Source organism: Streptomyces hawaiiensis, assembly GCF_004803895.1.
Taxonomy (GTDB): domain Bacteria; phylum Actinomycetota; class Actinomycetes; order Streptomycetales; family Streptomycetaceae; genus Streptomyces; species Streptomyces hawaiiensis.
Map to the genome: position 1 here is coordinate 573677 of NZ_CP021978.1, position 26593 is coordinate 600269.

Here is a 26593-nt window from a genome sequence, read left to right on the forward strand (position 1 = left end):
AGCCCGGCGCTGTCGCGTCGATGCGGCAGCGGGTTGTCCGTGAGTCGGTCGCGCAGTTCTCCACCGCGCCCCTGAACAAGAAGGTTGGTTCTGTGCAGCAGGCTTCATCGGCCACGCCCCTCGTCGGGCGGAACGCCGAACTCACGCGCCTGTCCGGTGTACTGGAGCGGGCGCGTGGTGGTGAGGCCCGAGCCGTGTTGATCGCCGGGGACGCCGGTGTCGGCAAGACCCGGATGCTCGACGAGGTCGGGGGGCGAGCCGCCGCTGCGGGCATGACCGTGGTCACCGGGCACTGCGTGGATCTCGGCGACGTCGGGCTGCCCTATCTGCCGTTCACCGAGATTCTGGGGGTGCTCGCCGCCGACGAGCGGTTCTCGGGCGCCATGGCCGCGCATCCCGTGGTCGAGCGGCTGCTGGGGGCCGGAACCGATTCCGTGCGGGACGTGGACGGGCGGCTGCGGCTGTTCGAAGGGATGGCGGGGTTGCTGGCCGACGTGGCTCAGACCGCGCCGCTGCTGCTCGTGCTGGAGGACCTGCACTGGGCCGACCAGTCGTCGCGGGACCTGCTGCGGTTCCTCCTCGGCCGGGGCGTGCTCCGGCACCGGCTGGCGGTGTTCGCCTCGTACCGGACCGACGACCTGCACCGCCGGCATCCCCTGCGGCCGCTGCTGGCGGAGTTGATACGGCTACCGGCCGTGGAGCGGCTGGAGTTGCGGCCGCTGGGCGATTCGGATGTGGCGCGCCTGGTGCGCGCCCTGGAGCATCGGCCGCTGCCGGACGCCACGGTCCGGCGGATCGTGGAGCGGGCCGAAGGGAACGCCTTCTACGCGGAGGAACTGCTCGCGGCCACCGACACGGAGTCCGGCGGAGTGCCCAGCGGGCTCGCCGATGTGCTGCTCATCCGCTTCGAGCAGCTGTCCGAGACCGCGCAGCAGGTGCTGCGGACCGCCGCCGTCGCCGGGCGCCGGGCGGAGCACGACGTGCTGCGGGAGGCGGTCGGGCTGCCCGAGGAGGAGCTGGAGTCGGCGCTGCGCGAAGCGGTGGGGCGGCAGCTTCTCGTGGCCGGAGGCGACGACACGTACTCCTTCCGGCACGCCCTCGCCCGTGAGGCCGTCTACGCCGATCTGCTGCCCGGAGAGCGGGCGAGGCTGCACGGCGCGTTCGCCCGGCTGCTCGCCGGTCGTGGCCGGACGGCCGAGAGCGCTGCCGAGCGCGCGCACCACTACCGGGAGAGTCACGACCTCGCCGAGGCGCTGGCCGCCTCCCTGGAAGCCGCCGACCACGCCCAGCGCGTCGGTGCGCCCGCCGAGGAGCAGCGGCATCTGGAAGCGGCGCTCGATCTGTGGCCGGCGGTGGGTCCCGAAGCGAGGCCCTCGGGCGGCGGCGTCGACCGGGTGACGCTGACGCTGCGCGCCTCGGCGGCCGCCGCACACGCCGGGGAACTGCACCGGGCGGTCTCCCTCAGCCGGTCCGCGCTGGCCGAACTCGGCCAGGACGCCGGCTCCGAGCTCGCCGCCCGGGTCCGCTACACACTCGCCGGGAACCTGCTGAGCGTGGACAGCCTGACCGCGGCGTTCGCCTACAGCAGCGAGGCCCTGGCGATGATTCCGGAGGATCCTCCGTCGCGGACGTGGGTGTGGGCGGCGGCCACCCATGTCCTGGCCGCACGCCACGTAGGGGAGAACGAGACCGCGTTGCGGGTCGCCCGCCGGGCCCTGGGCGTGGCGGAGCAGCTGCGGGTGACCGACGCACAGGCGGACCTGCTGATCTCACTGGCCGTGTTCGACGGGGCCGGGCGGCGCGGCGACGAGGGCCGTGAGCGGCTGCTGAAGGCCCGGGAGCTGGCCCGGAGTTCGGGCAACGCGCCGGTGGAGCTGCGTGCTCTGTTCAACCTGGCCATGGGCTGCTACGAGTCCGGCGCCCTGGCGGAGTGCGTGTCGTGGCTGACCGAGGGCCTGGACCGGGCCCGGCGCGCCGGGCTGCTGTCCTCGCCCTACCCGCTGGAGATGCGGTATCTGCGGCTGCTGGTGCTGCATGTGCTGGGCCGCTGGGACGAGTGCGTGCGCGCGGCGGCGGCCGACGCCGAGGTGCTGCCGGCGGCCGGCGGCTACACAGTCGGTCCCGCGCTGTACGTGATGCTGGCGCGCGGCGATCTCGGGGCCGCCGACCGGGCGCATGCCCTGCTGGAGGGGCCCTTCGACTGGATGGCCACGCTGGTCGCGGGCATCGTGCTCACCGACGCCGCGGGACTGCGCCGTGATCCCGAGGACGCGGTGCGGTGGATGCGGTCCACGGTCACGGCCCTGGCCGACGACGCGGTCCCCCGCCCGGGCGTCACGGTCCGGCTCGCCGCCCTGGCCCTCTCCCCCGTGGCCGACGCGGCCGCCGGGCTGCGGCTGACCGGCGACGAGGCCGGGGCCCGCCGCTGGACGGACACCGCCACCGAACTGGTGGAACTGGCACGGGCCATCGCCACCCACGGCGAGGACGGCGCACCCCAGGGCCCGGAGGGACAGGCCTGGCTGGCCCGGGCGGAGGCGGAGTGGGTCCGGGCCACGAAGGGACCGGACGCGGCGGCCTGGTCGAGGGCGGTGACGGCGTTCGGCTACGGCGACGTCTACGAGCGGGCGCGCTGCCGGTTGCGGTACGCCGAGGCTCTGGTGGCGGCCGGGCGTCGCGAGGAGGCGGCGGCAGAGGCCCGGGAGGTCCGTCGCACCGCCGACGACCTCGGTGCCACGCCGCTGCGGGAGCAGGCCGACGCGTTGCTGCGGCGCGGCCGGCTGTCGGACACGCCGGGCAACGACGACCGGGCCGGCCTGCTCACCGCGCGCGAGGAGGACGTGCTGCGGCTGCTCGCTCTCGGCCGCAGCAACCGGCAGATCGGCGAGGAGCTGTTCATCAGCGGCAAGACCGCGAGCGTGCACGTCTCCAACATCCTCGCCAAGCTGGGCGCGTCGAGCCGCGGCGAGGCCGTGGCGATCGCCTACCGCGAGGGCCTGATCACCCCGGAGCCGTCGACATCCGGCTGACGCTCCGGTGTGCTCCCCGCGCTAGCCGGTCCCGCAGTCGAGCGTCTTCGGATCGACGGCGTCGGCCATCGCCCGCATCCCCTTGTCGTTGGGGTGCAGATGGTCGCCGCCGTCGAAGACGGGGAGGATCCGCTCGGGGTCGTGGGGGCTGCGCAGGACGCGGTCGAAGTCGGTGACCCCGTCGAATGCGCCGCTGTCGCGGATGAAGGCGTTGACCTGCTGCCGCACCGCTTCCCCGGCGGGGTCCCACTCCTGCCAGCCCTTGAAGGGGGCGATGGTGGCGCCGACGACGCACTTCCCGGCCGCGTGGGCCCGGTCGATCAGCCTGCGGTACCCGGCGATCAGCCCGGCGCCCGTGGCGCCGGGCTCGGCCTTGATGTCGTTGACGCCCTGGAAGAGGAACACCGTGCGCACGCCCGGGAGCGAGAGCGCGTCCCGCTGCAGGCGGTTCAGGGCGCTCTGCCCGGGGCCGTCGAGGAGGAGCTTGTTGCCGGCGATGCCCGCGTTGGCCACTCCTTTGACCGTGGTGCCGGACGCGGCCAGGCGGCGGGCCAGGTAGTCGGGCCAGCGGCGGTCCCGGTCGGTCGTGGAATGCCAGCCGTCGGTGATGGAGTCGCCGAGGGCGACCACGGCACCCGTCCCCTTACGGGGCCGTACGGTGACGGCATCGAGGTAGAACCACGAGCCGGTCCGCTGCTTCCAGTGGGCCGCGCCTTCCTGCGCGGTGTGGTCACCGTCGGTGGTGTACGACGTCCGCATCGCCAGCCAGTGCCCGGTGAGCGCGCCGCCCGCCCGGGGGACGTACAGGCTGACGGCGAGGGTGCGCCCGGCGGGGACGTGGCCGGGCAGCGGGTCGCTGTAGACGATGCCGCCGGCGGGGACGGTGACGGAGCGGGCGCCGCCGAACGTGAGGCGTCGGTTGCTGCCGGGGACGAGTGCGGCGCCGTCCCGTCGCAGGCCCGCGTGGACGTTGTCGAACGTCACCGGCTGGTCGCCGAAGGCGTTGGACAGCCGCACCCTCAGGCCGCTGCCGCCGACGCTGGTGTGCACCATCAGCCGGTAGCCGCGCCCGTCGGCCGCCTCGCCGACGTGGCCTGCGGAGGAGGCCCAGGTGACGACGCCGTGCCCGGCCGCCGCCGGGGCGCTGGGCGGCGGGCTCGGCTGGTCCCCCTGAGGTACCGAGCCGGTCCCGCAACCCAGCGCGACGCAGCAGGAGAGGGCGGCCAGGGCGGCACGGCAGCGGGGGCGTGCGGTGCGGGACATTCGTTTCGGCGCTCCTTCGGCCGGTCGGTGGTGTGCGGGCGGTGGCACGGGGCGAGATTCCGCGGGTTCTCGCAGCCTTGGGGCGTGAGGCGGATCCTGCGGGTCGTCCCGGCCGTACGCCACGGTAGTGGTGAGGTTGCCGACGCTGTGCGGGGCGGCCTCGACGGGCGTGCCGTCCTTCTCGGTCGGCACGTCCGTGTACGGCCACACCGGCGCGGTCCAGGGCTGCTCCACCTACGCGTTTCGCGTCCCGGGACGGCCGGCGCACCCTCGCCGCTCGCCGGCACCTCCGGCACCTCCGGCACCGGCACGGTGACGGACACGATGCCGGGCACACTCGACGCCGCGTTCTGCGGCGGGCGGACACCGGCTCAGCAGTCCCCGGCACGCCGGCCGCTGAGGGAACCCTGGTGCCGCGACGGCCGTTGTCCGGGCAACCGGATCCCCCGGGGGGGAAGGGGCAGGCGGCGTGATGAGCGAGTTGGTTCCCGGAGGCAATCTGGCGCTCCCGGGCGGTGCGGTGACCGTCCGGGTGCCCGGGCCGTTCGACGTGTCCGCGCTCGTCACCGACGACGGGGGAAAAGTCCGGGACGACGGCGACTTCGTCTTCTACAACCAGCCGGCGGCGCCGGGAGCCGCCCTGCGGGGCGACACGCTCGCCGTGGACCCGCCGGGACTGCGCCCCGGCGCGACCCGGGTCACCGTCGTCGTCAGCCCCGCCGAGCCCGGAACCGCCCTCGGCCACCTGCCCTCCCCCACGCTCCACGTCGCCGACGCGGGCGGCCGCCCGCTCGCCCGCTTCACGCCGCCGCGGCCCCGGCAGGAGACGGTGTTGCTGCTCGCGGAGCTCTACCGGCGCGGCGACCGCTGGAAGCTGCGCGCCCTGGGCCAGGGGTACGCCGATGGACTGGCGGGACTCGCACGGGACTTCGGCGTCGACGTCGTGGACGACGCGACCCCCGGCCCGCCCCCGGGCGCCTTTGCCGCCCTCGATCCGGACGGCTTCCTCCCCCTGGTCGACTCCGCCCGGGCCGCAGCCGGTTCGCCCCCGCTCTCCCTGGACGCCCGACTCATGTCGGCCGCTCGGGAGCACGCCGCCGCCATGGCCGCTGCCGGACGTCTCGGCGTCGAGACGCGCGACGGCGTCTCCGTCTACCAGCGCGTCATCGACTCCGGGTTCGCGTACCTCACCATCGGCGAGCACCTGGTGTCCGGACCGCGCTCGGCCGCCGGGTTCGTCGCGTACTGCCTGCGCACGGACGGGCCCCGGCGCACCCTGCACGACCCGGCGTTCACCCACGCCGGGCTCGCCCAGGTGCACGACGGCCCGTCCGGTGACACCTTCTGGACAGCGCTGTGGGCCAGGCCGTTCACGCCCGAGGGGCTGGCCGGCACGGCGGCGGCCGTCATCGATCTCACCAACCGGGAGCGAGCCCGGGCCGGGCTCCGGCCCCTGGCCGCCGACCCGTCGCTCACCACGGCCGCCCAGGCACACAGTGCGGACATGGTGGCCCGCGCCTTCTACGCGCACACCGCACCCGACGGCAGCCGGCCCTGGGACCGGGCCGCCGCAGCCGGTTCCGCCCTGCGTTCCATCGGCGAGAACATCGCCTGCGGCCAGCGCTCCCCCGCCGAAGTCGTGGAGGGCTGGATGAACAGCCCCGGCCACCGGGCCAACATCCTCAAACCCGGCTTCACCCACATCGGCATCGGCTTCTGCGGGGGCGGCCGGGCGGGCATGTACTGGACGCAGCTCTTCGGGGGCTGACGCCGGCGACGGCGCTTCACGACCGGGTCTCCCGCGCGATCTTGGCGGAGGGAGAGGCTCCGGGCGAGGATGCCGGTATGAAGGGTGACCTCTTTTCCAGTGAGCACATGGTGCAGCCGGCCGTAGCGCCAGGCATGACGGTCGAGAACGCCAAGTGCATCCGATACACGGTGAACGGCGAGATGCTCGCCCGCCAGGGCGCGATGATCTCCTACCGCGGCAACCTCCAGTTCGAGCGCAAGGGCCAGGGCGTGGGCGGCATGCTCAAGCGCGCGGTCACCGGTGAGGGGCTGCCGCTGATGGCGGTGAGCGGGCAGGGCGAGGCCTGGTTCGCGCACGAGGCGCAGAACTGTTTCATCGTCGACGTCGAGCCCGGTGACGAGTTCACGGTCAACGGCCGCAACGTCCTGTGTTTCGACGCCACGTTGTCGTACCGCATCGCGACCGTGAAGGGCGCCGGCGTCACCGGCGGCGGCCTGTTCAACAGCGTCTTCACCGGGCACGGCAGGCTGGGCCTGGTGTGCGAGGGCAGTCCGCTCGTCATCCCGGTCTCGCCGCAGTATCCGGTGTACGTCGACACGGACGCGATCGTCGGGTGGACCGCTGGCCTGCAGACCTCGCTGCACCGCTCCCAGTCCATCGGCTCCATGCTGCGCGGCGGCTCCGGCGAGGCCGTGCAACTGCTGCTCCAGGGCGAGGGGTACGTCGTCGTCCGGCCGAGCGAGGCGACACCGCACAAACCCGGCCAACACTGAAGACCCGTCAGGTGATCTGCGCCTCAGAGGCAACCCGGTCCGTGCCGCCGACGTCTTGACCGACAACAGGGATGCCCTGGCCCTTGTGGCCAGGGCAGGCTTCCACCCCTCTATACACACCATGTATACGTACTGTGTATACATGGTGTGTATACGGACCGAAAGGCATCGATGTACGGCAAGGCATTCGCCCCGGAGTACCAGGGCTCGCTCACCACCCTGTCCGTCAACTCCTCACTGACCGACGTCCTGGCCGCCGGCACCGAGCAGTTGAGGGCGGCCGAGCGTGCCGGACAGCCCGGGGAGGCGGCGCGTTCCGGACTCGCGGTGGCCGAGGCGCACCGTCGGCTGGGCCGGGTCGAGGACGCGGACCGGGCCTGGAAGGCGAGCTACCGCGCGGCCCGGCAGGCCGCGGACGTCGGGGCGATGGCCTGGGCGCTGTGGAGCGGCGGCACGCTGGCCCGGCAGCGCGGCGCGCTCCCGCTGGCCCGCCGGCTGCTCCGGCTGGCGGCCGACCTGGGCGAACGGGGCGGGGACGTCGTCGTCCGCGGCTACTCGCTGGCCGGCCTGGCCGAGACCGGCCGCATCCAGGGCGACTACGAGGCCGTGGGGCGACTGCACGAGCAGTTGCTCGCCGAGGCCCGGCGGCGCGGGGAGGCGCGGCACACGGTGTGGGCGCTGGAGGGCATCGCGCAGATGCACCGCAACACCGGGCGCTACGACTCGGCGTACGCGCTGTTCGAGGAGGCCTCCGAGATCGCCGCTCGTGCCGACGACCGGCGCGGCCACGCCTGGGCGCTGCGCGGACTGGCCGACGTGGTGTCGGTGCGCGACGGGGACACCGAGCGGGCCCTGGAGCTGCTGAGCGAGGCGGAGACGACGTGCCGCGCGATGCGGCTGTCCAGCGCGCTGGCCTACAACCACAAGATGCGCGGCAACGTCCTGTACCGGGCGGGGCGTTACGCGCAGGCGCGGGAGTTGTACGAGCAGGCCCTCGAGGAGTTCCGCGAGATGAGCGAGCCGCGCGGGGAGGCACTGTCGCGGTTGGGGCTCGCCAAGTCCCTGGCCCGCCTGGGCCGCGACCGTGACGAGACGGCGGCGGAACTGGCCGACCTCGCCGGCCTGCTGGAACGCATCGGCCTGCAGCACGCCCGTCGGATGGTGGCCCGGGCCCATGAGGAACTCGGCATACCGGCGGCCGGGCGGGCGACGGAGGCGGCACTGTGACGGCGCTGCCGACGACGGTGGAGGCGGCGCGGCGCGGCACCACGACGGCAACGCCCCCTGCCGCGCGGGCACGGACAGCCCGACAGTCCGCGTGGCACGATCCCGCGGCCGACGCCGGCGACACCCTCCGGGTCCTCGACCGCTGTCGCGCCCTGGTCCGGCCCGCCCTGGAGGAAACCGTCGCGCGGCTGCACCCGTGGGTCGGTGAGATGGCCGCGTACTCCTTCGGCTGGTGCGAGATCGGCGGTGCGCCGACCGTCGCCCCCGGCGGCAAGGGCGTACGGCAGGCGCTCGCGGTGCTCGGCGCCGAGGCGGCCGGTGCTCCGGGGCGGGCCGGGGTGGCGGCGGCCGTCGCGGTGGAGCTGGTGCATGCCTTCTCCCTGCTGCACGACGACATCATGGACGGCGACGCGGACCGACGCGGCCGCCCGGCCGTGTGGAAGGCCTACGGCACGGGGCCCGCGGTGCTCGCGGGCGACGCCCTGTTCGCCCTGGCCGTCGAGACGCTCGCCGCGCAGCCAGGAGGTGCCGGGGGCGTGCGGACGCTGTCCGTGGCGCTGGGCGACCTGGTGCGCGGGCAGGCGGACGACCTGCTGTTCGCCGACCGTCCGTGGACGGGGCCGGAGCGGGTGAGGCCGGACGAGTACCGGGCGATGGCGGAGCACAAGACGGGCGCGCTGCTGGGCTGCGCGGCCGGGCTCGGCGCCGTGCTCGGGGGTGCCGGACCCGAGACGGTCGCCGCGCTCGACCGGGCGGGCCGGCATCTCGGAGTCGCGTTCCAGATCGTCGACGACGTGCTGGGCGTCTGGGGTGACCCCCGGGTCACCGGCAAGCCGGTCCACGGTGATCTGCGCGAGCGGAAGAGGACGTTCCCGGTGCTGGTGGCGCTCGGCTCCCCGACGGGCGGCCGCATCGCCGCACTCCTGGAGTCGGGCGACGCGCCCGGCACGGCGGCGGCGCTGATCGAGGAGGCGGGCGGCCGTTCGGCGGCCATGGCGGAGGCCCGGCGGCACATCACCGCCGTCGAGACAGCACTCGCGAGGGTGCCGCTGGCCGCGGGGGCCGCCGGTGAACTTCGGTCGCTGCTCGCCTACGTGGTGCGGCGCGACGTCTGAACCGACCCTCGCGAGAGAGGCACCCCGCCCCTCACCGCGACACCATCGCCCGCACGACCTCCAGCCAACTGCGGTCCCTGCCCGCCAACCCGGAGCGACACGACCGTCTGAACCCGACGCGAACGGCCGGCGGAGCGGGCGAGGACGCTTCGCACGGCCGTAACACCCGCGCGGGGCCGGCACTCGCCACGACTGGGGCGCCGCACACGGCCACGCCGCCCCGCCCGGCCATGCCGTCCCCACTCCACCGCCCGGCCACGCCCAGTCGCTCCGCCGCCTCGTCCCGCCCCACCACCCCGCCCGACCCCGCCGACCGGCCAGTCCGCGCCGACCCGCCCGCGTACTGTCCCCGCACCGCGTTGACCTCGGCCCCCTGTGCGCGTCAGGGTTCATCACGGCGCGTTCCGCAACCCGCGCCGGAAGGATGGCTGCCATGATCGGCATCTCGGAGATCGAAGCCGTGGCCGAGCGGATCGCCGGGCACGTCGTGCGCACACCGACCGTGGACAGCCCGGGGCTGTCGGCGTTGCTCGGCGCACCGGTCACCGCGAAGCTCGAACTGCTGCAGCGCACCGGCTCGTTCAAGGCGCGCGGGGCGACGGCAAAACTGCTGTCGCTGACCGAGGCCGAACGGGCCGCCGGGGTGGTGGCGGTCAGCGGCGGCAACCACGGGATCGCCCTGGCGGTCATGGCCGCGGCCCTCGATGTGAAGGCCACGGTGGTGATGCCGCGCTCGGCACCCGCCAAAGCCGTGGAGATCGCGGAGGCGTCCGGCGCGTCGGTGCGGCTGACCGACGACATGGACGGCGCGTTCGCACACATGACGCGGCTCCAGCAGGAGGGGCTGACCCTGGTCCACCCCTTCGACGACCCGGTGGTGATCGCCGGACAGGGCACGGTCGGGCTGGAGTTCGCCGCCGACGCCGGTGAGCTCACGGACGTCCTCGTGAGCATCGGGGGCGGCGGCCTGATCGCCGGTGTCGCCGCCGCGCTGCGGGCATGCCGGCCCGGGGTGCGGGTGTGGGGCGTGGAGACCGAGGGCGCACAGGCCATGTCCGAGGCGCTGGCGGCTGGCGGCCCGCTGCCGGTCGCCCTGTCGTCGATCGTCTCCACCCTCAGCGCCCCGTCCGTGTCGCAGCTGACGTACGACCATGTCTCCGCCCAGGTCACCGAGGTCCTCGTGGTCCCGGACCGGGAGGCCGTGCAGGGCTCGCTGGACCTGGCCGACCACGCCAAGGTGTGGGCCGAACCGGCGGCCGGCTGTCTGCTGCCCGCCGCCCGGCAGGTCCTGGAGCGGGTCGGCGACGGGGCCCGGCTCGGCCTGGTGGTGTGCGGGGGCAACGCGACGACGGGTGACGTGTTCGCCTGGTCGCGCCGCTTCGGTCTGCGCTGACGTTCCGGCCCGCTCGCGGGGAATCCGTCGCGGAATTCATCGGAGGGCTCGGAGTTCGGACGTTGTACACGTCCGCATTTACCGCGGGTTACCACCAGGCCGGGCGGGAATTTGCGAATCCACGGTCTGCCGCGGGCGAATTCCTCCCGCCCGCGGCAGCCCGGGCGACCGAGGTGAACCGCGCCCGAGCCCGCGAAAGACCGTTTTCCCTCGCACACTTGATCCCATCTCTTGAACAGAAGACAAGAATGACCCCGGAGTTGCGATCGGATTGAACGCAGGCCGCCTCACGCCCCGTACCTCTGGAAAAGATGAGAGCCAGGTTTCCAGCGAGGGATGGCCATGGGCAGGGCGCACGTCTCCACACACCAGTTGGTCGCCGGCCGGTACCGGCTGCTCGAGATCATCCAGCGCGAGACCAACCGCATCTGCTGGTACGCCGAGGACACCGGAACCGGCGAGGTCCCCCGCCCGTGCCTCGTGACCCAGACCGGGCTTCCGGAGGACCCGCGCGGGGCCGAGCGCCGGTCCGCCGCCCGCCTGCTGCGCACGACCGAGAACATGGCGCTGCTGTGCCCCGGCCGGATCGCCATGGTCGTCGACGCCGTCGAGGAGGCCGGTGCCCTGTGGACCGTCAACGAGTGGATCGACGGCACCCCGCTCGGCGAACTCCTCTCGGAGCAGGGCACGTTCAACTACGTACGGGCGGCACGGATCGGCCTGGAGTTGCTCGACGTGCTGGACGCCGCGCACGCCGAGGGCATCACGCACGGCGAGCTCAGCCCCGGCCAGGTGTTCGTACGCGAGGACCACTCGGTCGTCGTCACCGGCTTCGGCCTGGCCGGCGCGACCCTCGCGCCCCGGCTCACGGCACCCGCGTACGCCTCCCCGGAGCAGGCGCGCGATCAGCGCATCGGTCCCGCGGCCGACCTGTGGGCGCTGGGCGCGATCCTGTACACGATGGTCGAGGGGCGCCCGCCCTTCCGGGACCGGGGGCGCCCGGAGAACACCCTGAAGGGCGTGGACCGGCTGCCGCTGCGCACGCCGGTGCGCGCCGGGCCGCTCACCCAGGTCGTGCAGGGACTGCTCCGCAAGGACTCTCGGGAGCGGCTGACCCGCCCGGTGGTGCGCGAGGCGCTGACCCGCGCGCTCAGCGAGGACCCCGAGGCGGCCGTGGCCGCGGCACCGGCCCCGCGACTGCGCGGCGCCTACGCCGCCATGCGGCCGGGAAGCCCGGTGTGGAGCAGACGGACCATGGTGGCGGGTACGGCCCTGGCCGTGGTCACCGTCGCGGTCGCCGTGCTCGCCGCGACCCAGGGGCTGCCCGGCACGGACGGCGGCAGCGACGCGGCCGAATCGCCGGCCCGGCCGCCGGCCTCCGCCGCCACGCCGGGCGAGGGCACCGGCGGCGACCCCGAACCGTCCGGGGCGCCCAGTCCGCCCGAGTCCCCCGCCCCCACCCCCACTCCGTCGTCCCCGTCCCCCACAGGCACACCCACGCCCACACCCACGCCCACCCCGTCCGCCCCGGCCACGGCCCTGCCGCCCGGTTTCCAGCGCTACCGGGCGCCGGAGGGCTTCTCCGTCGCGCTCCCCGAGGGTTTCAAGCGGCTGGACACCGACCGCGAGGGCGAGGCGTACCGGGTCGTCTTCGGCGCCGAGGGCGACGACCGCACGCTGGCCGTCACCTACAGCGAACAGGCGGGCCCGGACCCCGTGGCCGTGTGGCGGGACGACGTCGAGCCCAACCTCAAGCGGACCGACGGCTACGACCGGATCGGGGCGATCCGCGCGACGACGTACCAGGGGCGCGAGGCCGCCGACATGGAGTGGACCGCGGACGTCGACGGCACTCGTGTGCACACCTACGGCCGGGGCGTCCTGCTGGGCGGGGGCCGGAGTTTCTCCCTGCGCTGGACGACCCCGGAAGCCGAAGGGAAGGACGCCGCGAACCAGGAGGCGCTGCGCACGTTCTTCAAGACCTTCCGGCCCGGCTCAGACTGAGCCGGGCCGGGCGCGCAGGGAGGTGAACCGGCCGCGCTGCAGCGGCTCGGTGCGCCAGTGCGCGGTGAGCGTGCGGTCCGCGAGGGAGCAGGTCAGTGCCAGGCGGTGCGGAGTCTCCAGGAACACCACCTCGACGGCCAGTGTGCCGACGTCGGTCCAGCCGCCGCTCACGGCGGTCGGGACGGGTTCCTCGGCGACCGTCCAGCCCTCCCCCGGGAGGCGTAGGTTTAGCCGGTCCGGCTGGTCCGGGCGGTCCATCGCCCCGGTGAGCGTGAGCGTCCAGCCGTCCGCGTCCTCGGCGAGCCCGGCCGTGAGGACGGGTCCGGTCTCGGCGGAGGGGGTGAACGCGGTGGTGGCCCAGTCCCGGTCCCGCTCCGGGGGTGTGGGCCGGCCCGGGGCGGGCGGCAGCGCGAGCCGGTCGAGGCGTTCGCACAGCTCCGCGTCGGCGGCCTCCCGGCCGGTCAGCGGCTCGGGGCCGAAGGCGGGCAGCAGATGCTCCCAGACCAGGTTCAGGTACTCCTGCGTCCGCTCGGTCGCCGCGGTCGTCGCGATCACCGCGTCGTGCTCCGGCAGCACCAGACAGAACTGGCCGTACGCGCCGTCGCCCCGGTAGCCGTGCCGGGACATCCAGAACTGGTAGCCGTAGCCCCGGGCCGAGTCCGGCCGGTCCCCGTCCCCTATGGCTCCGGCGGTGGGTATGCGGGGTCGCGAGGCCCGGGCCGCCCATCCCTCCGACAGCAGCCGCTTGCCCTCCCAGACCCCGTCGCGCAGATACAGCTGGCCGAGCCGGGCGACGGCGTCGGTGGTCGCGTGCAGACCGCTGAAGCCCAGCTCGCGGCCGGTGCGGTCGCACCGCCAGGCCACTTCGCCGATGCCCAGCGGATCCAGCAGCCGGGGCCGCAGGTACCCGGTGAGCGACTGGCCGGTCACGCGCTGGACGATCGCGGCGAGGGTGTACGTCGTGGGCTGGTTGTAGGCGAAGACGGTGCCGGGATCCTGGTCGGGCGGCAGCAGCAGGAACCCTCGGACGGGCTCGGCGGGGTCCCGCCCGAAGGCCTCGTCGACGGTCTCCCGCCGATGGCCGCTCGACATGGACGCCACGTGCCGTACGAGCATGGCCCGGCTGCGCGGATCGGTGATGTCGGCCTCGAACTCCGGGAAGTACGAGATCACCGGAGCGTCGAAGTCGAGCAGTCCCTCGGCCTCGGCCAGAGCTGCTGCGGTCGCGGTGAAGCTCTTGCTGAGCGAGTACAGCAGATGGGGGCGTTCGGCGGTGTACGGCGCCCACCAGCCGGAGGCGACCAGATGCCCGTGTCGCATGATCATCAGGCTGTGCGGCTCGATCTCGGGGGCGGCTTCGAGAGCGTCGAGGAAGGCGTGGACGCCGGAGGCGTCGACCCCTTGGGCGGCGGGGTCGGAGGACGGCAGGACGGAAGCACTCATGGATGCATCCTGCACCCGTCGGCGACCTTGATCGAGCCGTTTCCGGGCGCGCTGTCAGGGGACTCGCCGAGTATGGTGCAAATCGGATACACGATGATGACCGAGCAGGCCGGCCCCCGAGAGCTCGTCGACCATGTGGTGCGGGCCGAGGAGGCGGGCTTCGACTTCTCGGTAACCTCCGACCACTACTTCCCGTGGCTGCGCTCGCAGGGTCATTCGCCGTACGCGTGGGCCGTGCTCGGCGCTGCCGCGCAGGCCACGTCACGTATCCCGCTGATGACGTATGTGACGTGCCCGACGTTCCGCTACCACCCCGCGGTGGTGGCGCAGAAGGCGGCGACACTGCAGTTGCTGTCCGAGGGCCGGTTCCGGCTGGGGCTGGGCTCGGGCGAGAACCTCAACGAGCACGTGGTGGGCGGCGGCTGGCCGTCCGTCGACGTGCGGCACGAGATGTTCGAGGAGGCCGTGGAGATCATCCGCGCCCTCTTCAAGGGCGGCCATGTCAACCATCGCGGCACGCACTTCGACGTGGAGTCGGCCCGGCTGTGGGACCTGCCGGACCAGGCGCCGCCCATCGGCATCGCCGTCTCCGGGGAGCGGTCGTGCGAACTCGCGGGCCGGCTCGGTGACCTGGTGATCGCCACGGAGCCCAAGGCCGGGCTGCTGGAGACCTTCGACCGGCACGGCGGCCAGGGCAAGCCCCGCGTCGGCCAGCTGCCCGTCTGCTACGACCCCGACCGGGACACGGCCGTCAAGCGGGCGCACTCCCAGTTCCGCTGGTTCGGCAGCGGCTGGAAGGTCAACTCCGAGCTGCCGCATCCGGATTCCTTCGAGGCGGCGACCCAGTTCGTCACACAGGACGACGTCGCCGACTCCATCCCGTGCGGTGACGACCCGGACGCGTTCGTCGAGGCCGTCCGCCCGTACGCCGAGGCCGGGTTCACCGAGATCGCCCTCGTCCAGATCGGCGGCGAGTCGCAGCCGGCGTATCTGGACTGGTCGGAGAAGACCCTGCTGCCCGCGCTGCGCGACGCGTTCGGCTGAAGTCCTCCGCCAGCGCCTCGACAGCCCGTTCCACCAGTTGAGCCCTCCGCCCCGGGGGGCTCTTCTTCACGAGGGCGCCCACCCGCTGTGCCTCCTCGGTCGTGGGCAGGAACCCGGCCAGCAGGAGGGGCAGCAGCAGGCGCCGGACGAGCACTTCGCCCTCCGAGGTGACCTGGGGCCTGCGCACCACTGAGACGTTGACCCGGATCGCGTGTTCGTTGCCGGGCGGGACACCCGGCCGGTCCGTTTCGATCGCGGCGTAGCGGAAGCCGTGCGCCAGGTCGCAGGCCGGGCAGCCGGCCGGGCCCCGTGCGAGCCGGTCGCCGCAGTCGGGGCACACCAGCCGGTCGAGGGCGGCGTCCACGATCCGCCAGTCGTGCCGGTCGGGTTCGGCCGCGACCATCTCGGCCAGTGCCCGCTCCTGGTCACCGCCCTCAGCGGTGCCCCACTGCCGCAGGAAGGCGGCCCACTCCCCCTCGACGATGCCGTCCACGAGGTCCCGGCAGCGGGCACAGGCGGGGGCACCGCCGTACGCGTAGCCGCCGCACTCCGCACAGCGGCGCAGCGTGGCGTCCGTCTCCTGTCGCACCATGCCGGGCATCCTCGCGCACCCGCGCCCGGCCGGGACAACGGTTTTCGGCCCGGGCCGCACGGGCGGGGAACGGCCAGGTCAGCGGGGGCCGCTAGGCTTCCGTCCGCACCTCGTGCAGTCCGATCTGCCCCACCTCAGGAGAGTCGTCCGTGACCGTAGCCATGACCCCGCCCGAGACGTCCCCCGCCGCCCCGGCGCCCGTCTGCGACCCGGTGGCGCGGGACGCGCGGGAGTTCGGGGCGTACGCCCGGACCGGGGGGTGGGCCTTCGGTCTGATGGTGGCGCGCAGTGTGCGGCCCGGCGGGCAGGGCTCGGACGAGACGCCGAAGGTGTCCGCCAAGGAGTTCGCGGAACTCGCCGGCTGCTCCCCGGAGCGGGTCATGCGCTACTACAAGGCGTGGGACCGGGCGGCCGACGACGGGATGGTCCCGCACTTCGAGGCGCTGACGCCGGGTCAGGAGGTGGACCTGCCGGACGCCGACGTGTGGCCGGGCTACTACATCTCCCGCAACAGCGCGACCTCCGAGCGCGGCACCGCCATCACCGAGGCCGCCGAGGCGGAGGGCATCCGGCCCACCAAGGCCCTCGAGGTCGCGGAGAACCCCACCGCCCTGCGCGCCGCGATCCTCGCCGACCCCTCCACCGCCCGCGCGGCCCGCCAGGCCCTGCTGGACCGAGTCCGCGAGGACCCGGACCTCCAGTCGGAGCTGGCCCGTGACGTGGTGCGCACCGACGAGCTGAAGAAGGCCGTCGCCGGGGAGAGCAGGGCGGCCGACCGGATCGGATACGTGCGCCAGATCGCCGAGTCGGGGCAGATCAAGACGCCCGCCGGGCAGACCGTCGACGCGCCCGCCGATCTGCGCCAGGAGGCCGAGCGGCACCTGTCGCTGCTCGACGAGCTGGACGAGGGCGAGGGCGCCGGCGAGTGGGCCGCCGAGGCCTACGACACGATGAAGTCCCTCGTCGTCGAGGTAGTGGAGGCCGACCCGGGTCTGCGGGTGCGGGAGCGGCGCACGAAGTTCTACAACAGCCTGCAGAAGGCGACCAAGGTGTTCGAGGAGCTGACCTTCGACGACGCCGGGGAGTTCTACGAGGACGACATGGTGCAGCGTCTGGAGGATCTCCAGCGGGCCGTCGCCGTATGCATCGAGTCGCTGCGCGGTGCTCGCGGGAATCACCCGGTCGGCTGAGCATTCCGGCTGGATCGGGGGTACTAGAGGGCTCTACGTCGGTTCTTCCCGGAGGCTCTCTCGTGAACTCGTTCGTCCACAAGACCCTGGTGGTGCAGCTCCAGGCGGGCGACACGGACCGTTTCTCCGTGCTCGCCCACCTGAGCTACGACGCCGCGGACCCGTTCGCCGTCACCGTGGTCTTCAGCCACGACGGCCGCGTCCTCGCCCGGTGGCAGCTGGACCGGGAGATGCTCGGTGACGCGCTGCGGCGTCCGGTCGGGGTCGGCGACGTGCGGATGCGCCCCGAGTCGCGGGGCATGTGGCGGGAGCTGCGCATGGAGTTCCTCGGCGACGCCCGCCCCGACGGCGGCCGGCACCACGCGGTGGTGTTCGCGTGGGCGCCGGGGTTCGCTGCGTTCCTTCGGGAGACCTACGAGGTGGTGCAGCCGGGTCGCGAGGAGGTCCATGTCGACGACTTCCTGGCGGGCGTTCTCGCCGGGGGCTGAGTCGCGGCGGGTCCGAGCCCCCAGGGCGTCTGCGACACGCTGTGGGACCGACATGTTCCGCGCGCCGGCGCCGGTGTCGTCACCTCGACGTGTGGCGGTACCGGGTCCACAGCGGCAGGACGAACCAGCACAGCAGATACCAGCCGACCACGCCGGCGACCAGGTAGGGCACGAAGCCGTCGTGCGTGGCCACGCGCAGGATCAGCAGCAGTGAGGCGGTCGTCGTGGCGAGCAGCAGCACGAGGCCGAGCAGGGTGAGCCGGGAGGCCAGCTGAACCGCCTGGGGCTTGACGCGCCGCCCGGAGACGAGGCGGTGCAGGGACACCGGGCCTATGAGCGCCCCGGTCGCGCAGGCGCCCAGGACGACCGTCACGAGGTAGATCGTCTGGTCGGTGTCGGAGAGATCCCCGTACTTCTCGGTGAACACCACGGTGAGCAGAAAGCCGAACAGGATCTGCACGCCCATCTGCGCCACGCGGACCTCCTGGATGAGCTCCTGCCACATCCGGTCCGCTCTCTCCTCCTCCGTCTCGTTGCGCCCCCGGCGCATGACCCCGCCCTCTGCCGCGTCCGCCACTGTTCCTCCCGGTGTGAGACCTGAGCCCTCCTCTTTCCCGGGTTCCCCGGAACGAGTCGTCGTCCCGGGGCTCGCGGCGGTTTGAGCGATCAGGGGGCGGTTACACGGACGACGCGAATGACGCAGAACCGAGGAGGTCGTGGACGCATGTCCGGTACGCAGCTCACCGTGACGCTCAGCGGCGGAGGCGCCGACGACGCGCGAGCGGTCGTCCGCGCTCTGGAAGGCACGTTCGGGGCACCGGACGAGCTTCCCGCCGACGAGAACGCGACGGTGCACATGGCGACCTTCGACGGGGAGACGGACGCGGGTCCCGCCGGCGGCGACGGAGAAGGTTCCGGGCGGCTGTCCGCGCCGGTGACCGTCACCGTGCAGGGCAGCCCGGAGGCCGTGAGGCGGGCGAGCGACACGCTCACCCGGGCCTTCACGGCACGTGACGACGGGGCCGCCTCCGGCGACCAGGAGCAGGAGAGGCAGCTGCTCCTGGAGCCGTGAGAACCGGCCTCACCAGCGGGATTCGACCTGGTCCTTGATGCGCCGGTCATACAGGTCGCGGATCGCCGTCAGCGTCTCGCCGGGCAGTTCCGGGAGGCGGGCGGCGGCCGCGTTGGCCCGGGCCTGTTCGGGTGAGCGGGCGCCGGGGATCACGGTCGTGACGCCGGGCTGCTCGATGATCCAGCGCAGGGCCAGCTGGGCCGGGGTGCAGCCCTCAGGGGTGAGCGCCGCGAACTCGGCGGCCGCCTCCACTCCGGTGGCGTAGTCGACCCCGGAGAAGGTCTCCCCCTGGTCGAAGGCCTCGCCGTGCCGGTTGTAGGTGCGGTGGTCGTTCTCCGGGAAGACGGTGTCCCGGGTGTACTTGCCCGACAGCAGGCCGGAGGCCAGCGGGACGCGGGCGATGATGCCGACGCCCGCCTCACGGGCGGCCGGGAGCACCTCGCGCAGGGGCTTCATGCGGAACGGGTTGAGGATGATCTGCACGCTGGCCACATTCGGCCGGGCGATGGCGGTCAGCGCCTCCTCGCAGGTCTCGACGCTGACGCCGTAGGCGGCGACGCGCTCCTCCTCGACCAGGGTGTCGAGGGCGTCGAACACCTCGTCCGTGGAGTAGACGGGTGTCGGCGGGCAGTGCAGCTGCACCAGGTCGATCCGGTCGACGCCGAGGTTGCGCCGGGAGCGGTCGTTCCAGGCGCGGAAGTTGTCGAGCACGTAGTTGGCGGGGATCTGGTCGGCCCGGCGGCCCATCTTGGTGGCGACCATGACGTGCAGGTCCGGGCGGCCGCTGAGGAATGTGGCGATGGTCTGCTCGCTGCGGCCGTCGCCGTACACGTCGGCGGTGTCGAAGAAGGTCACCCCCGCCTCGGCGGCCGTCTCCAGTACCGCGAGGGCTTCCTTGTCGTCGACGTCTCCCCAGTCGGCACCCAGCTGCCAGGTGCCCAGACCGATGACGGAGGCGTGCTGACCCGACCTGTCGAATGTGCGCTCGTCCATGGGCGTCAGTCTGTCATCCGGCACCGCTCCGTGCGGAACGAGCCGAGACGGCCCGTCGACCTCACTCGATTCACTCACACGAGTGAGAAAAGACGACAGGAACCTGTCACGTGTCCATCGGCCCCTAGCGTGACGCCACGTGACCCATGACGCAGTGAGCAACTTCCCGTCGTACGATCCGCGTTGGACGCGCCGGGGCTTCCTCCTCACCGCCGCCGCGCTGGCCGTCGTACCCGGCCTGCCCGCGGATCCCGCGGCCGCCGCGGCGGAGTTGCCGGACTTCCCCGCGGACGTCGCGCTGTACCGCTCGGCGTACCGGAACTGGGTCGGCGAGATCACCGCCGACGGCCTGTGGGCCTGTGCGCCGGGCAGCCCGGGCCAGGTGGTCGCCGTCGTCAACTGGGCGTGGCGGCACGGGTGGCGGGTGCGTGCCCGGGGCGCCGCGCACGGCTGGTCGCCGCTGACGGTGACGGAGGGGACGCCGTCCGGGGCGCCGGTCCTCCTGGTGGACACCGCGGCCCACCTCACGGGCCTCGCCCTGGACTCCCCGGCCGTCGTACGCGCCGGGACGGGCGTGACGATGGAGGACCTGCTCGCCTTCCTGGAGGAACACGGCCTCGGCGTCACGGCGACACCCGCTCCCGGTGTGCTCACCCTGGGCGGAGTCCTGGCCGTCGACGGGCACGGCACCGCGGTTCCCGCGCGGGGCGAGCAGCGGCGGCCCGGGCACACCTACGGCTCGCTCAGCAACCTGATCCTGTCTCTCACGGCCGTGGTGTGGGACGACGGGGCCGGTGCGTACGTACTGCGCACGTTCCACCGCGACGGTGCGGACTGCGCAGCGCTGCTGACGCATCTCGGGCGGTCCCTGGTCACCGAGGTGGTGCTGCGCGTCGGCGCGAACACGAACCTGCGGTGCGTGAGCCGTACGGACATCCCGGCGGGGGAGCTGTTCGCCGCGCCCGGCTCGGGCGACGGGCGGACCTTCGCGAGCTTCCTGGACGCGGCGGGGCGGGTCGAGGCGATCTGGTTCGCCTTCACCGAGCATCCCTGGCTGAAGGTGTGGAGCGTCTCCCCCACCCGGCCGCTGACCTCGCGGAAGGTGACCCGGCCGTACAACTACCCGTTCTCGGACAACATCCCGGGGCCGGTGGCGAAGCTGGTCGGCCGGATGACGTCGGAGGCGGCCTGGTACCTCGCGCCGGTGCTCGGCATCGCCCAGTACGAGGCCGCCGCGCTCGGACTGGTGACGACGCTGTCCGCCGACCTCTGGGGGCCGTCCAAGAACACGCTGCTGTATCTGAAGCCGACCACGCTGCGGGTGCACGCCAACGGCTACGCGGTCCTCACCTCGCGGGACCGGGTGCAGCGGGTCGTCTCCGAGTTCGCCGCGTTCTACCGGGAGCGGCTGACGGCGTACGCCGCCCGGGGCAGCTTCCCGGTCAACGGCTCGGTGGAGATCCGGGTGACCGGCCTGGACAACCCGGCCGACGCCGGGACGGCCGGGGCCCGGCCGCCGCTGCTGTCGGCGCTCCGGCCGCCCGAGGACCACCCCGAGTGGGACACGGCCGTGTGGCTGGACGTCCTGACGCTGCCGGGCACGCCGGACGCGGCGGCGTTCCTGCGCGAGATCGAGCGGTTCCTGCTGCGTACGTTCGACGGCGGGTTCGCGCTCACCCGCGTGGAGTGGTCCAAGGGGTGGGCGTACACGGACGATGAGGCGTGGAGCGACGAGGAGGTGCTGGGCGGCGTCGTCCCGGCGGCGGTCGGCCCGGCCGCGTGGGCTGATGCGGACGCCGTGCTGGACCGGCTCGATCCGCACCGCGTGTACGGCAACGCGTTCCTGGACCGGTTGTTCGCCCACGGCGCGCAAGGCTGATCCAGGGGGCCATGGCCCTCGCGTGCACGGTTCGCGCGACCTTCGGGCCCAGCCAGCGCTTGAACCGGCGCAGCGGTTCCAGTTGCCCGGCCGCTCGGTCGAGCCGGTAGTACAGCTGGGGCGGGACGTAGGGAAGCAGGGGCGAGTGCCTGGCCGAGCAGGGCGAACATGCGCTCCGGGGGCAGGTGCACGTAGCGCGGCAGGTGTCGTACCACGGGGCCGCTGTGGCGGCCGCACTCTGCGCGGGCAGGAGGGCCGCCTTGCGTTCCCTCTCGCAGCGGGCGAGGGCTTGGGGGAGTTCCGGGTGCTCGCGCGGCGCGGCGGCCAGGCTGATGGCGTCCTCCGGGGCGAGGGTGGTGCCGGCGCCGAAGGAGTCGTGCGTGGTGTGGGCGGCGTCGTCGAGCAGGACGAGGTTGCCGCGGTGCCAGGTGTCGTTCGTGAGGGTGCGGAAGGTCTTCCAGGGGGTGCCGCCCGGGCGGCCCAGCAGGGGGTGGCCGTCGAGGACGCGGGCGAAGAGCTTCTCCAGCAGGGCCCGGCCGTCGGCCTCGCTCGCCCGGTCGAGACCGAGACGGGCCCGGGTCTCGGGTGCGCACTCGACGACGCAGGTGCTGCGGTCGGGGCCGTAACCGTATCCGTAGCACCAGATCCAGCCGTGGGCGGTCTCGACGGCCGCGACGATCAGGTCGGCGCCCGAGGGCAGGTCGCCGGCGGTGATCTCGCGCTCGTACTCCAGGCGCACGCCGAGGTCGCGGGCCCGGGCGGCGAGGATCTCCAGCAGCCGGTGGCGGCCGGTGCCGTGCCCCTGGCCGCCGCTGTACCGGGACGTCAGGCCCCGGACGACGCCGTCGCACCACCGGACGGAACCGGCGTCCAGGAGGCCCGCCGACACGGGGTCCTGCTCGTGGAGCCGGTCGAGCAGTGCGCGCCAGTACGTCACGCCCCAACCGTAGGTCGAATTCTCCGGATCGCGTTCGTAGACGGTGATGTCGTGGGACGGGTCCTGCCGCTTGAGCAGGATCGAGAGATACAGACCGGCGGGCCCGCCGCCGACACAGGCGACCTTCACGCACATCCCTGAGGATTACCGAGAGCTGTCGATTGCTGACGCAGGGGAGCAGGACGCGGGCATCGCCGGCCGGACCGCCGAATCGCGCCAGTTTTCCGGCGTGACGCGCACCACGGGTGCTGGACCCCACCGGCAGAAACATCCGCCGCAGCACCCTTCGCGGGTGGAACTTCCCCTTCCACTCCCGCGCGCAGACTCCTCGCGGCAAGATCATCTTCGTTCAACCTTGCACGACATAAGGGGAATTGCCCGGATCGCAGCCAACCGGCTCGCGTGGATTTCTCCCGGTAGCGGGCGGGCCGATAGGCATGCGGGGTCATCAGCCGAACCCACCCAGGAGGTCCGCATGCCGGAACTCAGCCGTCGCAGCGCGCTCACCGCCGCGGCCGTCCTCGCCACGAGCGCGGGGACGCTGTCCGCCCTCACCCCGGCCTCGGCCGCCGGTCACCACGCCTCCCCCGGGACGTTCGACGAGGTGTACAAGGGCCGCCGGATACAGGGCCGGCCGGCCACCGGGTCCGGTCACCACAACCACCACGGCGCGGGATACGCGGTGTTCGTCGACGGGATGGAGCTGCACGTGATGCGCAACGCCGACGGCAGCTGGATCAGCGTCGTCAGCCACTACGACCCGGTGCCCACCCCGCGCGCCGCCGCCCGCGCGGCGGTGGACGAGCTGCAGGGCGCTCCCCTGCTGCCCTTCCCCGCCAACTGACCCGCCCCGCAAGGCAACTGGAGCACCCGCACATGGCTGTCCGCAAGAACCAGTCCACCCTGACCGCCGACGAGAAGCGGCGGTTCGTCGCCGCGCTGCTGGAGCTCAAGCGCAGCGGCCGCTACGACGAGTTCGTCACGACGCACAACGCGTTCATCGTCTCCGACACCGACAACGGCGAACGGACCGGGCACCGCTCACCGTCCTTTCTGCCCTGGCACCGAAGATTCCTCCTGGAGTTCGAGCGGGCGCTGCAGTCGGTGGACTCTTCGGTGTCCCTGCCCTACTGGGACTGGACCGTCGACCGTACGCCGCGCGCCTCGCTGTGGGCGCCCGACTTCCTCGGGGGCACCGGGCGGGAGCGGGACGGCCGGGTTCCGGACGGACCGTTCTCCGCGTCCGGCGGGAACTGGCCGATCACCGTGCGGGTCGACGGCCGTACGTTCCTGCGGCGCTCCCTCGGATCCGGTGTACGGGAGCTGCCGACGCGGGCCGAGGTCGAGTCCGTGCTGGCGATGTCCACGTACGACATGGCGCCCTGGAACAGCGGCTCGGACGGCTTCCGCAACCACCTCGAAGGGTGGCGGGGCGTGAACCTGCACAACCGCGTCCACGTCTGGGTCGGCGGGCACATGGCCACCGGCGCCTCCCCCAACGACCCGGTGTTCTGGCTGCACCACGCGTACATAGACAAGCTGTGGGCCGAGTGGCAGCGCCGGCACCCCGGCTCCGGCTACCTGCCGGCCGCCGGCACGCCGAACGTGATCGACCTCAACGAGACGATGCGGCCGTGGCACGACACGAGTCCGGCGGATCTGCTGGACCACACGCCGCACTACACGTTCGACGTCTGATCAGACGGTCGCGCCCGTGCGGCACTCCGGGTGGCCCCAGCCGCTGTCGTTCTTGGCGATGGGCTCGCCGGCCGCGTACGGGCGGCCGCACTGGCAGCGGCCGGGGAACTTCGCCTTGATCGTGCGCGCGGAGGTCTTGCCTCCTGCGGTCTTGGCGGTCCGGGCCGCGCCGCCGCGCGGGCGGGAGCGGGGGGCCTTGGCCGGGGTGTCCGGGGCGGGCGGCGGCTCGGGAGAGCCGAGGCCGCTGCCCGCGGGCTCCTGGATGATGGCGGCCTGGCTGGCGGCGCGGTCGGCGAAGTCGTTGAGCCGGTCGCCGTCGACCTGGTGGGCGGGGACGTAGCGGAACTCGACCGAGCGGCCGTCCAGGAGTTCGTCGATGCGCACGACGAGGTCCTGGTTGGCGACCGGCTTGCCGGCGGAGGTCTTCCAGCCGTTGCGCTTCCAGCCGGGCAGCCAGGTGGTGACGGCCTTCATCGCGTACTGCGAGTCCATCCGGATCTCGAGCGGCACGTCCGGGTCGGTCGCCGTCAGCAGGCGCTCCAGCGCGGTGAGTTCGGCGACGTTGTTGGTGGCCTTGCCGAGCGGCCCCGCCTCCCACCGCTCCGGCGTCTCGGAAGCGTCGGCGACGACCCAGGCCCAGCCCGCGGGCCCGGGATTTCCCTTCGAAGCCCCGTCACACGCGGCCACAACACGTTCACGCATGCGCTCGATCATGCCATGGCCGCGGGGGCCGTCCGGCCGGGAGGTCCGGGTGCGGGCCGGCGCCTACGCCACGTCGGTCAGCTTCGGCATCTCTCCCTCGGTCTTCGTGGTGTCGATCACCGAGAAGTTCGCGCCCTGCGGGTCGCTGATCGCCGCGAACCGGCCGAACGGGGTGGTCATCGGACCGAACCGCAGCACGCCGCCGAGCCCGGTGGCCTTCGCCACGGCCTCGTCGCAGTCCTCCACGGTGAAGTAGACGTTGATGTACGGCTGCACCTCGGGCGGGAACTCCTCCGTCATCTTCATCCGGCCCAGCACGGTGTGTTCGCCCAGGTCGTAGATCCGGAAGTCCATCTCGCCGTCCCCCATGTCCCGCTGCCGGTAGGAGAAGACGGCGGGGAAGAACGCGTCGGACTTCTCCGGCTCGCGGGTGAAGACCTCGGCCCAGGTGTAGGCGCCGGGTTCGGCCATCATCTGGAAGCCCTCATGGGTGCCCGCCTGCCACACGCCGAAGACGACGCCACCGGGGTCGCGGGCCAGGCACATGGTGCCGAAGTCGGAGACCTTCATCGGATCCATCAGCACCTCGCCGCCGTGGTCACGGATCCGGGCGGCGGTGGCGGCCGCGTCGTCCGCGGCGAAGTACAGGCACCACTGCGACAGGCCCTCCTGGCCGGGCATGGGCGGAACGACGGCGGCGACCGCCTTGCCGTTCGCGTAGGCCTCCGTGTAGTTGCCGAACTCCGCCGACGCCTCGGCGAAGGTCCAGCCGAGGACGTCCCCGTAGAAGCTCTTGGCCCCTTCGAGGTCGCTGAACATCGCGTCGGCCCAGCAGGGGGTTCCTTCAGGTTGCACGGCCATGGCTACGGCCCTCTCCGAATGGGTGGAATCGTCCGCTTCCTCACGCTAGTCATCCCGTGGCCGACCCGCGCGCCGAGCGGACGTCCGCCGGCCACGTCCGGCTGCCGCGCCCCCCGCTGATCGCGACCGGCCGGTTCTGGCCATCCCGTCCTGCGTACGTCTTCCCCCCGGCGCCCGGCTGTGCTTGCCTGAGTGCCGTTTCGGTGGCCGGGGCGGGAGTTGCCGTATGCGCAAGCCGTGGGTCGTGGGAGTACTGCTGGCCGGGGTGCTCCTCGGCGGGTGCGGGGATCCCGCGTCCGGACCCGAGGAGCCGGCACCGGCCGCGCCGCGCGCGTCGGCCACCACCCACCAGCGGGCCCCCGCCTCCCCCGGTCCGAAACCGGGGAAGGCCCCCGAGGTGCTGTACCTCGGCGACTCGCTCGCGATGGAGGGCCAGAAGGTCCTGGGCCAGGAGTTACGCCGGGACCTGAAAGCGCGGTACACCGGCGCCCCCTACTCCGGCACCACCCTGTGCGACTACCTGGAAGGCACGGCCGACCGGTCCCTGGTGCCGGCCGCGGACAAGGCCGCCGCACTGGTGCGCAGGCTGCGGCCCGACTTCGTGGTCCTGCAGTTCTGGGGGAACTCCTGGGGCTACACGCCGTGCATGGACGGCATCACCTACGACAAGTCACCGGCCCGGTACTTCAGCCGCTACGCCGCCGACGCGCGCCGCCTCACCGAGCAGATCACCGCGGCCGGGGGCGGCAGCGGCCCGAGGATCGTGTGGGTGTCCCAGGGCCCGGATCCGATCACCCCCGACCGGGTCCGCCGCGTCAACGCGCTCTACGAGAAGCGGGCCGCCGCCTCGGGCGGCCTCGTGGCGGACGCCGGGAAGGCGGTGAGCCCGGCCACCGGCCGCTACGCGTGGACGCAGTACCTGCCGTGCACGGCCTACGAGCGTGCCCGCCCCGGCCTCTGCACGCAGCCCGGCCGCGACCGCACGGCCCTGCACCGCGACGACGACTATCTGCACTTCTGCCTGGCCCCCACCACCACCAAGCCCAAGCCGTGCCCGGTGCGCTCCCCCGGGATCCTGCGCATCGCCCGGGAGATCACCAAAATCATTCGACAGGCGTCGAGTTGACCGCTCGAATGGTC

At 73.2% G+C, this 26593-nt stretch carries 22 protein-coding genes and 1 pseudogene; 15 read left to right on the forward strand and 8 right to left on the reverse strand.

From position 1 onward, the window contains the following. Positions 1 to 92 precede the first annotated feature (92 nt). A complete protein-coding gene (locus CEB94_RS02735; protein ID WP_175430629.1) occupies positions 93 to 3029 on the forward strand; it encodes a helix-turn-helix transcriptional regulator in 2937 nt (978 codons plus the stop codon). A 21-nt stretch (positions 3030 to 3050) separates the two neighbouring features. Here CEB94_RS02735 and CEB94_RS02740 read toward each other — a convergent pair whose 3' ends face one another. Then, a complete protein-coding gene (locus tag CEB94_RS02740; protein WP_175430630.1) occupies positions 3051 to 4292 on the reverse strand; it encodes an SGNH/GDSL hydrolase family protein in 1242 nt (413 codons plus the stop codon). 472 nt (positions 4293 to 4764) lie between these two features. Here CEB94_RS02740 and CEB94_RS02745 point away from each other — a divergent pair, with 472 nt between their 5' ends. From CEB94_RS02745 to CEB94_RS02770, 6 genes are all read left to right on the forward strand, one after another. Continuing rightward, positions 4765 to 6060, forward strand: coding sequence for a CAP domain-containing protein (locus tag CEB94_RS02745; protein WP_175430631.1), 1296 nt, complete (start codon positions 4765 to 4767; stop codon positions 6058 to 6060). Positions 6061 to 6137: 77 nt separating this feature from the next. Then, positions 6138 to 6815: an AIM24 family protein gene (locus CEB94_RS02750; protein WP_175430632.1), complete on the forward strand. Its 678-nt coding sequence runs from the start codon at positions 6138 to 6140 to the stop codon at positions 6813 to 6815. A 171-nt stretch (positions 6816 to 6986) separates the two neighbouring features. Further along, complete coding sequence (locus CEB94_RS02755) at positions 6987 to 8042, forward strand: tetratricopeptide repeat protein (RefSeq protein WP_175430633.1); 1056 nt, start codon at positions 6987 to 6989, stop codon at positions 8040 to 8042. Continuing rightward, positions 8039 to 9157, forward strand: a complete 1119-nt coding sequence (locus CEB94_RS02760; RefSeq protein ID WP_246111688.1) for a polyprenyl synthetase family protein — start codon at positions 8039 to 8041, stop codon at positions 9155 to 9157. Before CEB94_RS02755 ends, CEB94_RS02760 begins: the two co-directional genes overlap by 4 nt. 433 nt (positions 9158 to 9590) lie before the next feature. Then, on the forward strand, positions 9591 to 10550 hold the full coding sequence (locus CEB94_RS02765) for a threonine/serine dehydratase family protein (RefSeq protein WP_175430634.1): 960 nt from the start codon (positions 9591 to 9593) through the stop codon (positions 10548 to 10550). A gap of 342 nt (positions 10551 to 10892) precedes the next feature. Further along, positions 10893 to 12554, forward strand: a complete 1662-nt coding sequence (locus tag CEB94_RS02770; protein WP_175430635.1) for a serine/threonine-protein kinase — start codon at positions 10893 to 10895, stop codon at positions 12552 to 12554. On the opposite strand, the gene CEB94_RS02775 is transcribed toward CEB94_RS02770, so the two are convergent. After that, a complete protein-coding gene (locus CEB94_RS02775) occupies positions 12546 to 13997 on the reverse strand; it encodes a serine hydrolase domain-containing protein (RefSeq protein ID WP_175430636.1) in 1452 nt (483 codons plus the stop codon). The two genes, CEB94_RS02770 and CEB94_RS02775, sit on opposite strands and share 9 nt — an antisense overlap. 72 nt (positions 13998 to 14069) lie before the next feature. On the opposite strand from CEB94_RS02775, the gene CEB94_RS02780 reads away from it, so the two are divergent. Next, the gene (locus tag CEB94_RS02780; RefSeq protein ID WP_175430637.1) at positions 14070 to 15041 is read left to right on the forward strand and encodes an LLM class F420-dependent oxidoreductase; all 972 of its coding nucleotides are present in this window, start codon (positions 14070 to 14072) and stop codon (positions 15039 to 15041) included. On the opposite strand, the gene CEB94_RS02785 is transcribed toward CEB94_RS02780, so the two are convergent. Then, complete coding sequence (locus tag CEB94_RS02785) at positions 14938 to 15633, reverse strand: hypothetical protein (RefSeq protein ID WP_175430638.1); 696 nt, start codon at positions 15631 to 15633, stop codon at positions 14938 to 14940. The two genes, CEB94_RS02780 and CEB94_RS02785, sit on opposite strands and share 104 nt — an antisense overlap. 161 nt (positions 15634 to 15794) lie before the next feature. Here CEB94_RS02785 and CEB94_RS02790 point away from each other — a divergent pair, with 161 nt between their 5' ends. Both CEB94_RS02790 and CEB94_RS02795 read left to right on the forward strand, forming a co-directional pair. Continuing rightward, the gene (locus CEB94_RS02790; protein WP_425472534.1) at positions 15795 to 16823 is read left to right on the forward strand and encodes a hypothetical protein; all 1029 of its coding nucleotides are present in this window, start codon (positions 15795 to 15797) and stop codon (positions 16821 to 16823) included. A 62-nt stretch (positions 16824 to 16885) separates the two neighbouring features. Then, entirely contained in the window at positions 16886 to 17311 is a 426-nt protein-coding gene (locus tag CEB94_RS02795; RefSeq protein WP_175430640.1) for an SsgA family sporulation/cell division regulator, read from the forward strand. A 79-nt stretch (positions 17312 to 17390) separates the two neighbouring features. On the opposite strand, the gene CEB94_RS02800 is transcribed toward CEB94_RS02795, so the two are convergent. Then, positions 17391 to 17888 carry a DUF6328 family protein gene (locus tag CEB94_RS02800; RefSeq protein WP_381110870.1) on the reverse strand — a complete coding sequence of 166 codons (498 nt, stop codon included), beginning with the start codon at positions 17886 to 17888 and terminating at the stop codon, positions 17391 to 17393. 147 nt (positions 17889 to 18035) lie between these two features. On the opposite strand from CEB94_RS02800, the gene CEB94_RS02805 reads away from it, so the two are divergent. Further along, positions 18036 to 18383, forward strand: a complete 348-nt coding sequence (locus tag CEB94_RS02805) for a hypothetical protein (RefSeq protein WP_175430641.1) — start codon at positions 18036 to 18038, stop codon at positions 18381 to 18383. 9 nt (positions 18384 to 18392) lie between these two features. Here CEB94_RS02805 and CEB94_RS02810 read toward each other — a convergent pair whose 3' ends face one another. Continuing rightward, complete coding sequence (locus tag CEB94_RS02810) at positions 18393 to 19376, reverse strand: aldo/keto reductase (RefSeq protein ID WP_175430642.1); 984 nt, start codon at positions 19374 to 19376, stop codon at positions 18393 to 18395. 139 nt (positions 19377 to 19515) lie between these two features. On the opposite strand from CEB94_RS02810, the gene CEB94_RS02815 reads away from it, so the two are divergent. Beyond that, positions 19516 to 21255, forward strand: coding sequence for a cholesterol oxidase substrate-binding domain-containing protein (locus CEB94_RS02815; RefSeq protein ID WP_246111689.1), 1740 nt, complete (start codon positions 19516 to 19518; stop codon positions 21253 to 21255). Positions 21256 to 21262: 7 nt separating this feature from the next. Here the strand turns inward: CEB94_RS02815 and CEB94_RS02820 are convergent. Then, a pseudogene (locus tag CEB94_RS02820) lies at positions 21263 to 22327 on the reverse strand (FAD-dependent monooxygenase); the annotation flags it as partial. 340 nt (positions 22328 to 22667) lie between these two features. Here CEB94_RS02820 and melC1 point away from each other — a divergent pair. Then, positions 22668 to 23036 (forward strand): apotyrosinase chaperone MelC1, encoded by a 369-nt coding sequence (gene melC1 / locus CEB94_RS02825; RefSeq protein ID WP_175430643.1) that lies wholly within the window; start codon positions 22668 to 22670, stop codon positions 23034 to 23036. 32 nt (positions 23037 to 23068) lie between these two features. After that, positions 23069 to 23890: a tyrosinase MelC2 gene (gene melC2, locus CEB94_RS02830; RefSeq protein WP_175430644.1), complete on the forward strand. Its 822-nt coding sequence runs from the start codon at positions 23069 to 23071 to the stop codon at positions 23888 to 23890. On the opposite strand, the gene CEB94_RS02835 is transcribed toward melC2, so the two are convergent. Together CEB94_RS02835 and CEB94_RS02840 are read right to left on the reverse strand one after the other, a co-directional pair. Beyond that, positions 23891 to 24604 carry a ribonuclease H family protein gene (locus tag CEB94_RS02835; RefSeq protein ID WP_175430645.1) on the reverse strand — a complete coding sequence of 238 codons (714 nt, stop codon included), beginning with the start codon at positions 24602 to 24604 and terminating at the stop codon, positions 23891 to 23893. A 51-nt stretch (positions 24605 to 24655) separates the two neighbouring features. Further along, complete coding sequence (locus tag CEB94_RS02840; protein WP_175430646.1) at positions 24656 to 25453, reverse strand: VOC family protein; 798 nt, start codon at positions 25451 to 25453, stop codon at positions 24656 to 24658. 226 nt (positions 25454 to 25679) lie between these two features. Between CEB94_RS02840 and CEB94_RS02845 the strand changes: the two genes are divergently transcribed. Next, positions 25680 to 26579 carry an SGNH/GDSL hydrolase family protein gene (locus CEB94_RS02845; RefSeq protein WP_175430647.1) on the forward strand — a complete coding sequence of 300 codons (900 nt, stop codon included), beginning with the start codon at positions 25680 to 25682 and terminating at the stop codon, positions 26577 to 26579. Positions 26580 to 26593 lie beyond the last annotated feature (14 nt).

Excerpts from the sequence above, each read along its gene's own strand:
- CEB94_RS02740 (WP_175430630.1), bottom strand. The coding sequence starts at position 4,292 with ATGTCCCGCACCGCACGCCCCCGCTGCCGTGCCGCCCTGGCCGCCCTC.
- CEB94_RS02745 (WP_175430631.1), top strand. The coding sequence starts at position 4,765 with ATGAGCGAGTTGGTTCCCGGAGGCAATCTGGCGCTCCCGGGCGGTGCG.
- CEB94_RS02750 (WP_175430632.1), top strand. The coding sequence starts at position 6,138 with ATGAAGGGTGACCTCTTTTCCAGTGAGCACATGGTGCAGCCGGCCGTA.
- CEB94_RS02755 (WP_175430633.1), top strand. The coding sequence starts at position 6,987 with ATGTACGGCAAGGCATTCGCCCCGGAGTACCAGGGCTCGCTCACCACC.
- CEB94_RS02765 (WP_175430634.1), top strand. The coding sequence starts at position 9,591 with ATGATCGGCATCTCGGAGATCGAAGCCGTGGCCGAGCGGATCGCCGGG.
- CEB94_RS02770 (WP_175430635.1), top strand. The coding sequence starts at position 10,893 with ATGGGCAGGGCGCACGTCTCCACACACCAGTTGGTCGCCGGCCGGTAC.
- CEB94_RS02775 (WP_175430636.1), bottom strand. The coding sequence starts at position 13,997 with ATGAGTGCTTCCGTCCTGCCGTCCTCCGACCCCGCCGCCCAAGGGGTC.
- CEB94_RS02780 (WP_175430637.1), top strand. The coding sequence starts at position 14,070 with ATGGTGCAAATCGGATACACGATGATGACCGAGCAGGCCGGCCCCCGA.
- CEB94_RS02785 (WP_175430638.1), bottom strand. The coding sequence starts at position 15,633 with ATGGTGCGACAGGAGACGGACGCCACGCTGCGCCGCTGTGCGGAGTGC.
- CEB94_RS02790 (WP_425472534.1), top strand. The coding sequence starts at position 15,795 with ATGACCCCGCCCGAGACGTCCCCCGCCGCCCCGGCGCCCGTCTGCGAC.
- CEB94_RS02805 (WP_175430641.1), top strand. The coding sequence starts at position 18,036 with ATGTCCGGTACGCAGCTCACCGTGACGCTCAGCGGCGGAGGCGCCGAC.
- CEB94_RS02810 (WP_175430642.1), bottom strand. The coding sequence starts at position 19,376 with ATGGACGAGCGCACATTCGACAGGTCGGGTCAGCACGCCTCCGTCATC.
- melC1 (WP_175430643.1), top strand. The coding sequence starts at position 22,668 with ATGCCGGAACTCAGCCGTCGCAGCGCGCTCACCGCCGCGGCCGTCCTC.
- melC2 (WP_175430644.1), top strand. The coding sequence starts at position 23,069 with ATGGCTGTCCGCAAGAACCAGTCCACCCTGACCGCCGACGAGAAGCGG.
- CEB94_RS02835 (WP_175430645.1), bottom strand. The coding sequence starts at position 24,604 with ATGATCGAGCGCATGCGTGAACGTGTTGTGGCCGCGTGTGACGGGGCT.
- CEB94_RS02840 (WP_175430646.1), bottom strand. The coding sequence starts at position 25,453 with ATGGCCGTGCAACCTGAAGGAACCCCCTGCTGGGCCGACGCGATGTTC.
- CEB94_RS02845 (WP_175430647.1), top strand. The coding sequence starts at position 25,680 with ATGCGCAAGCCGTGGGTCGTGGGAGTACTGCTGGCCGGGGTGCTCCTC.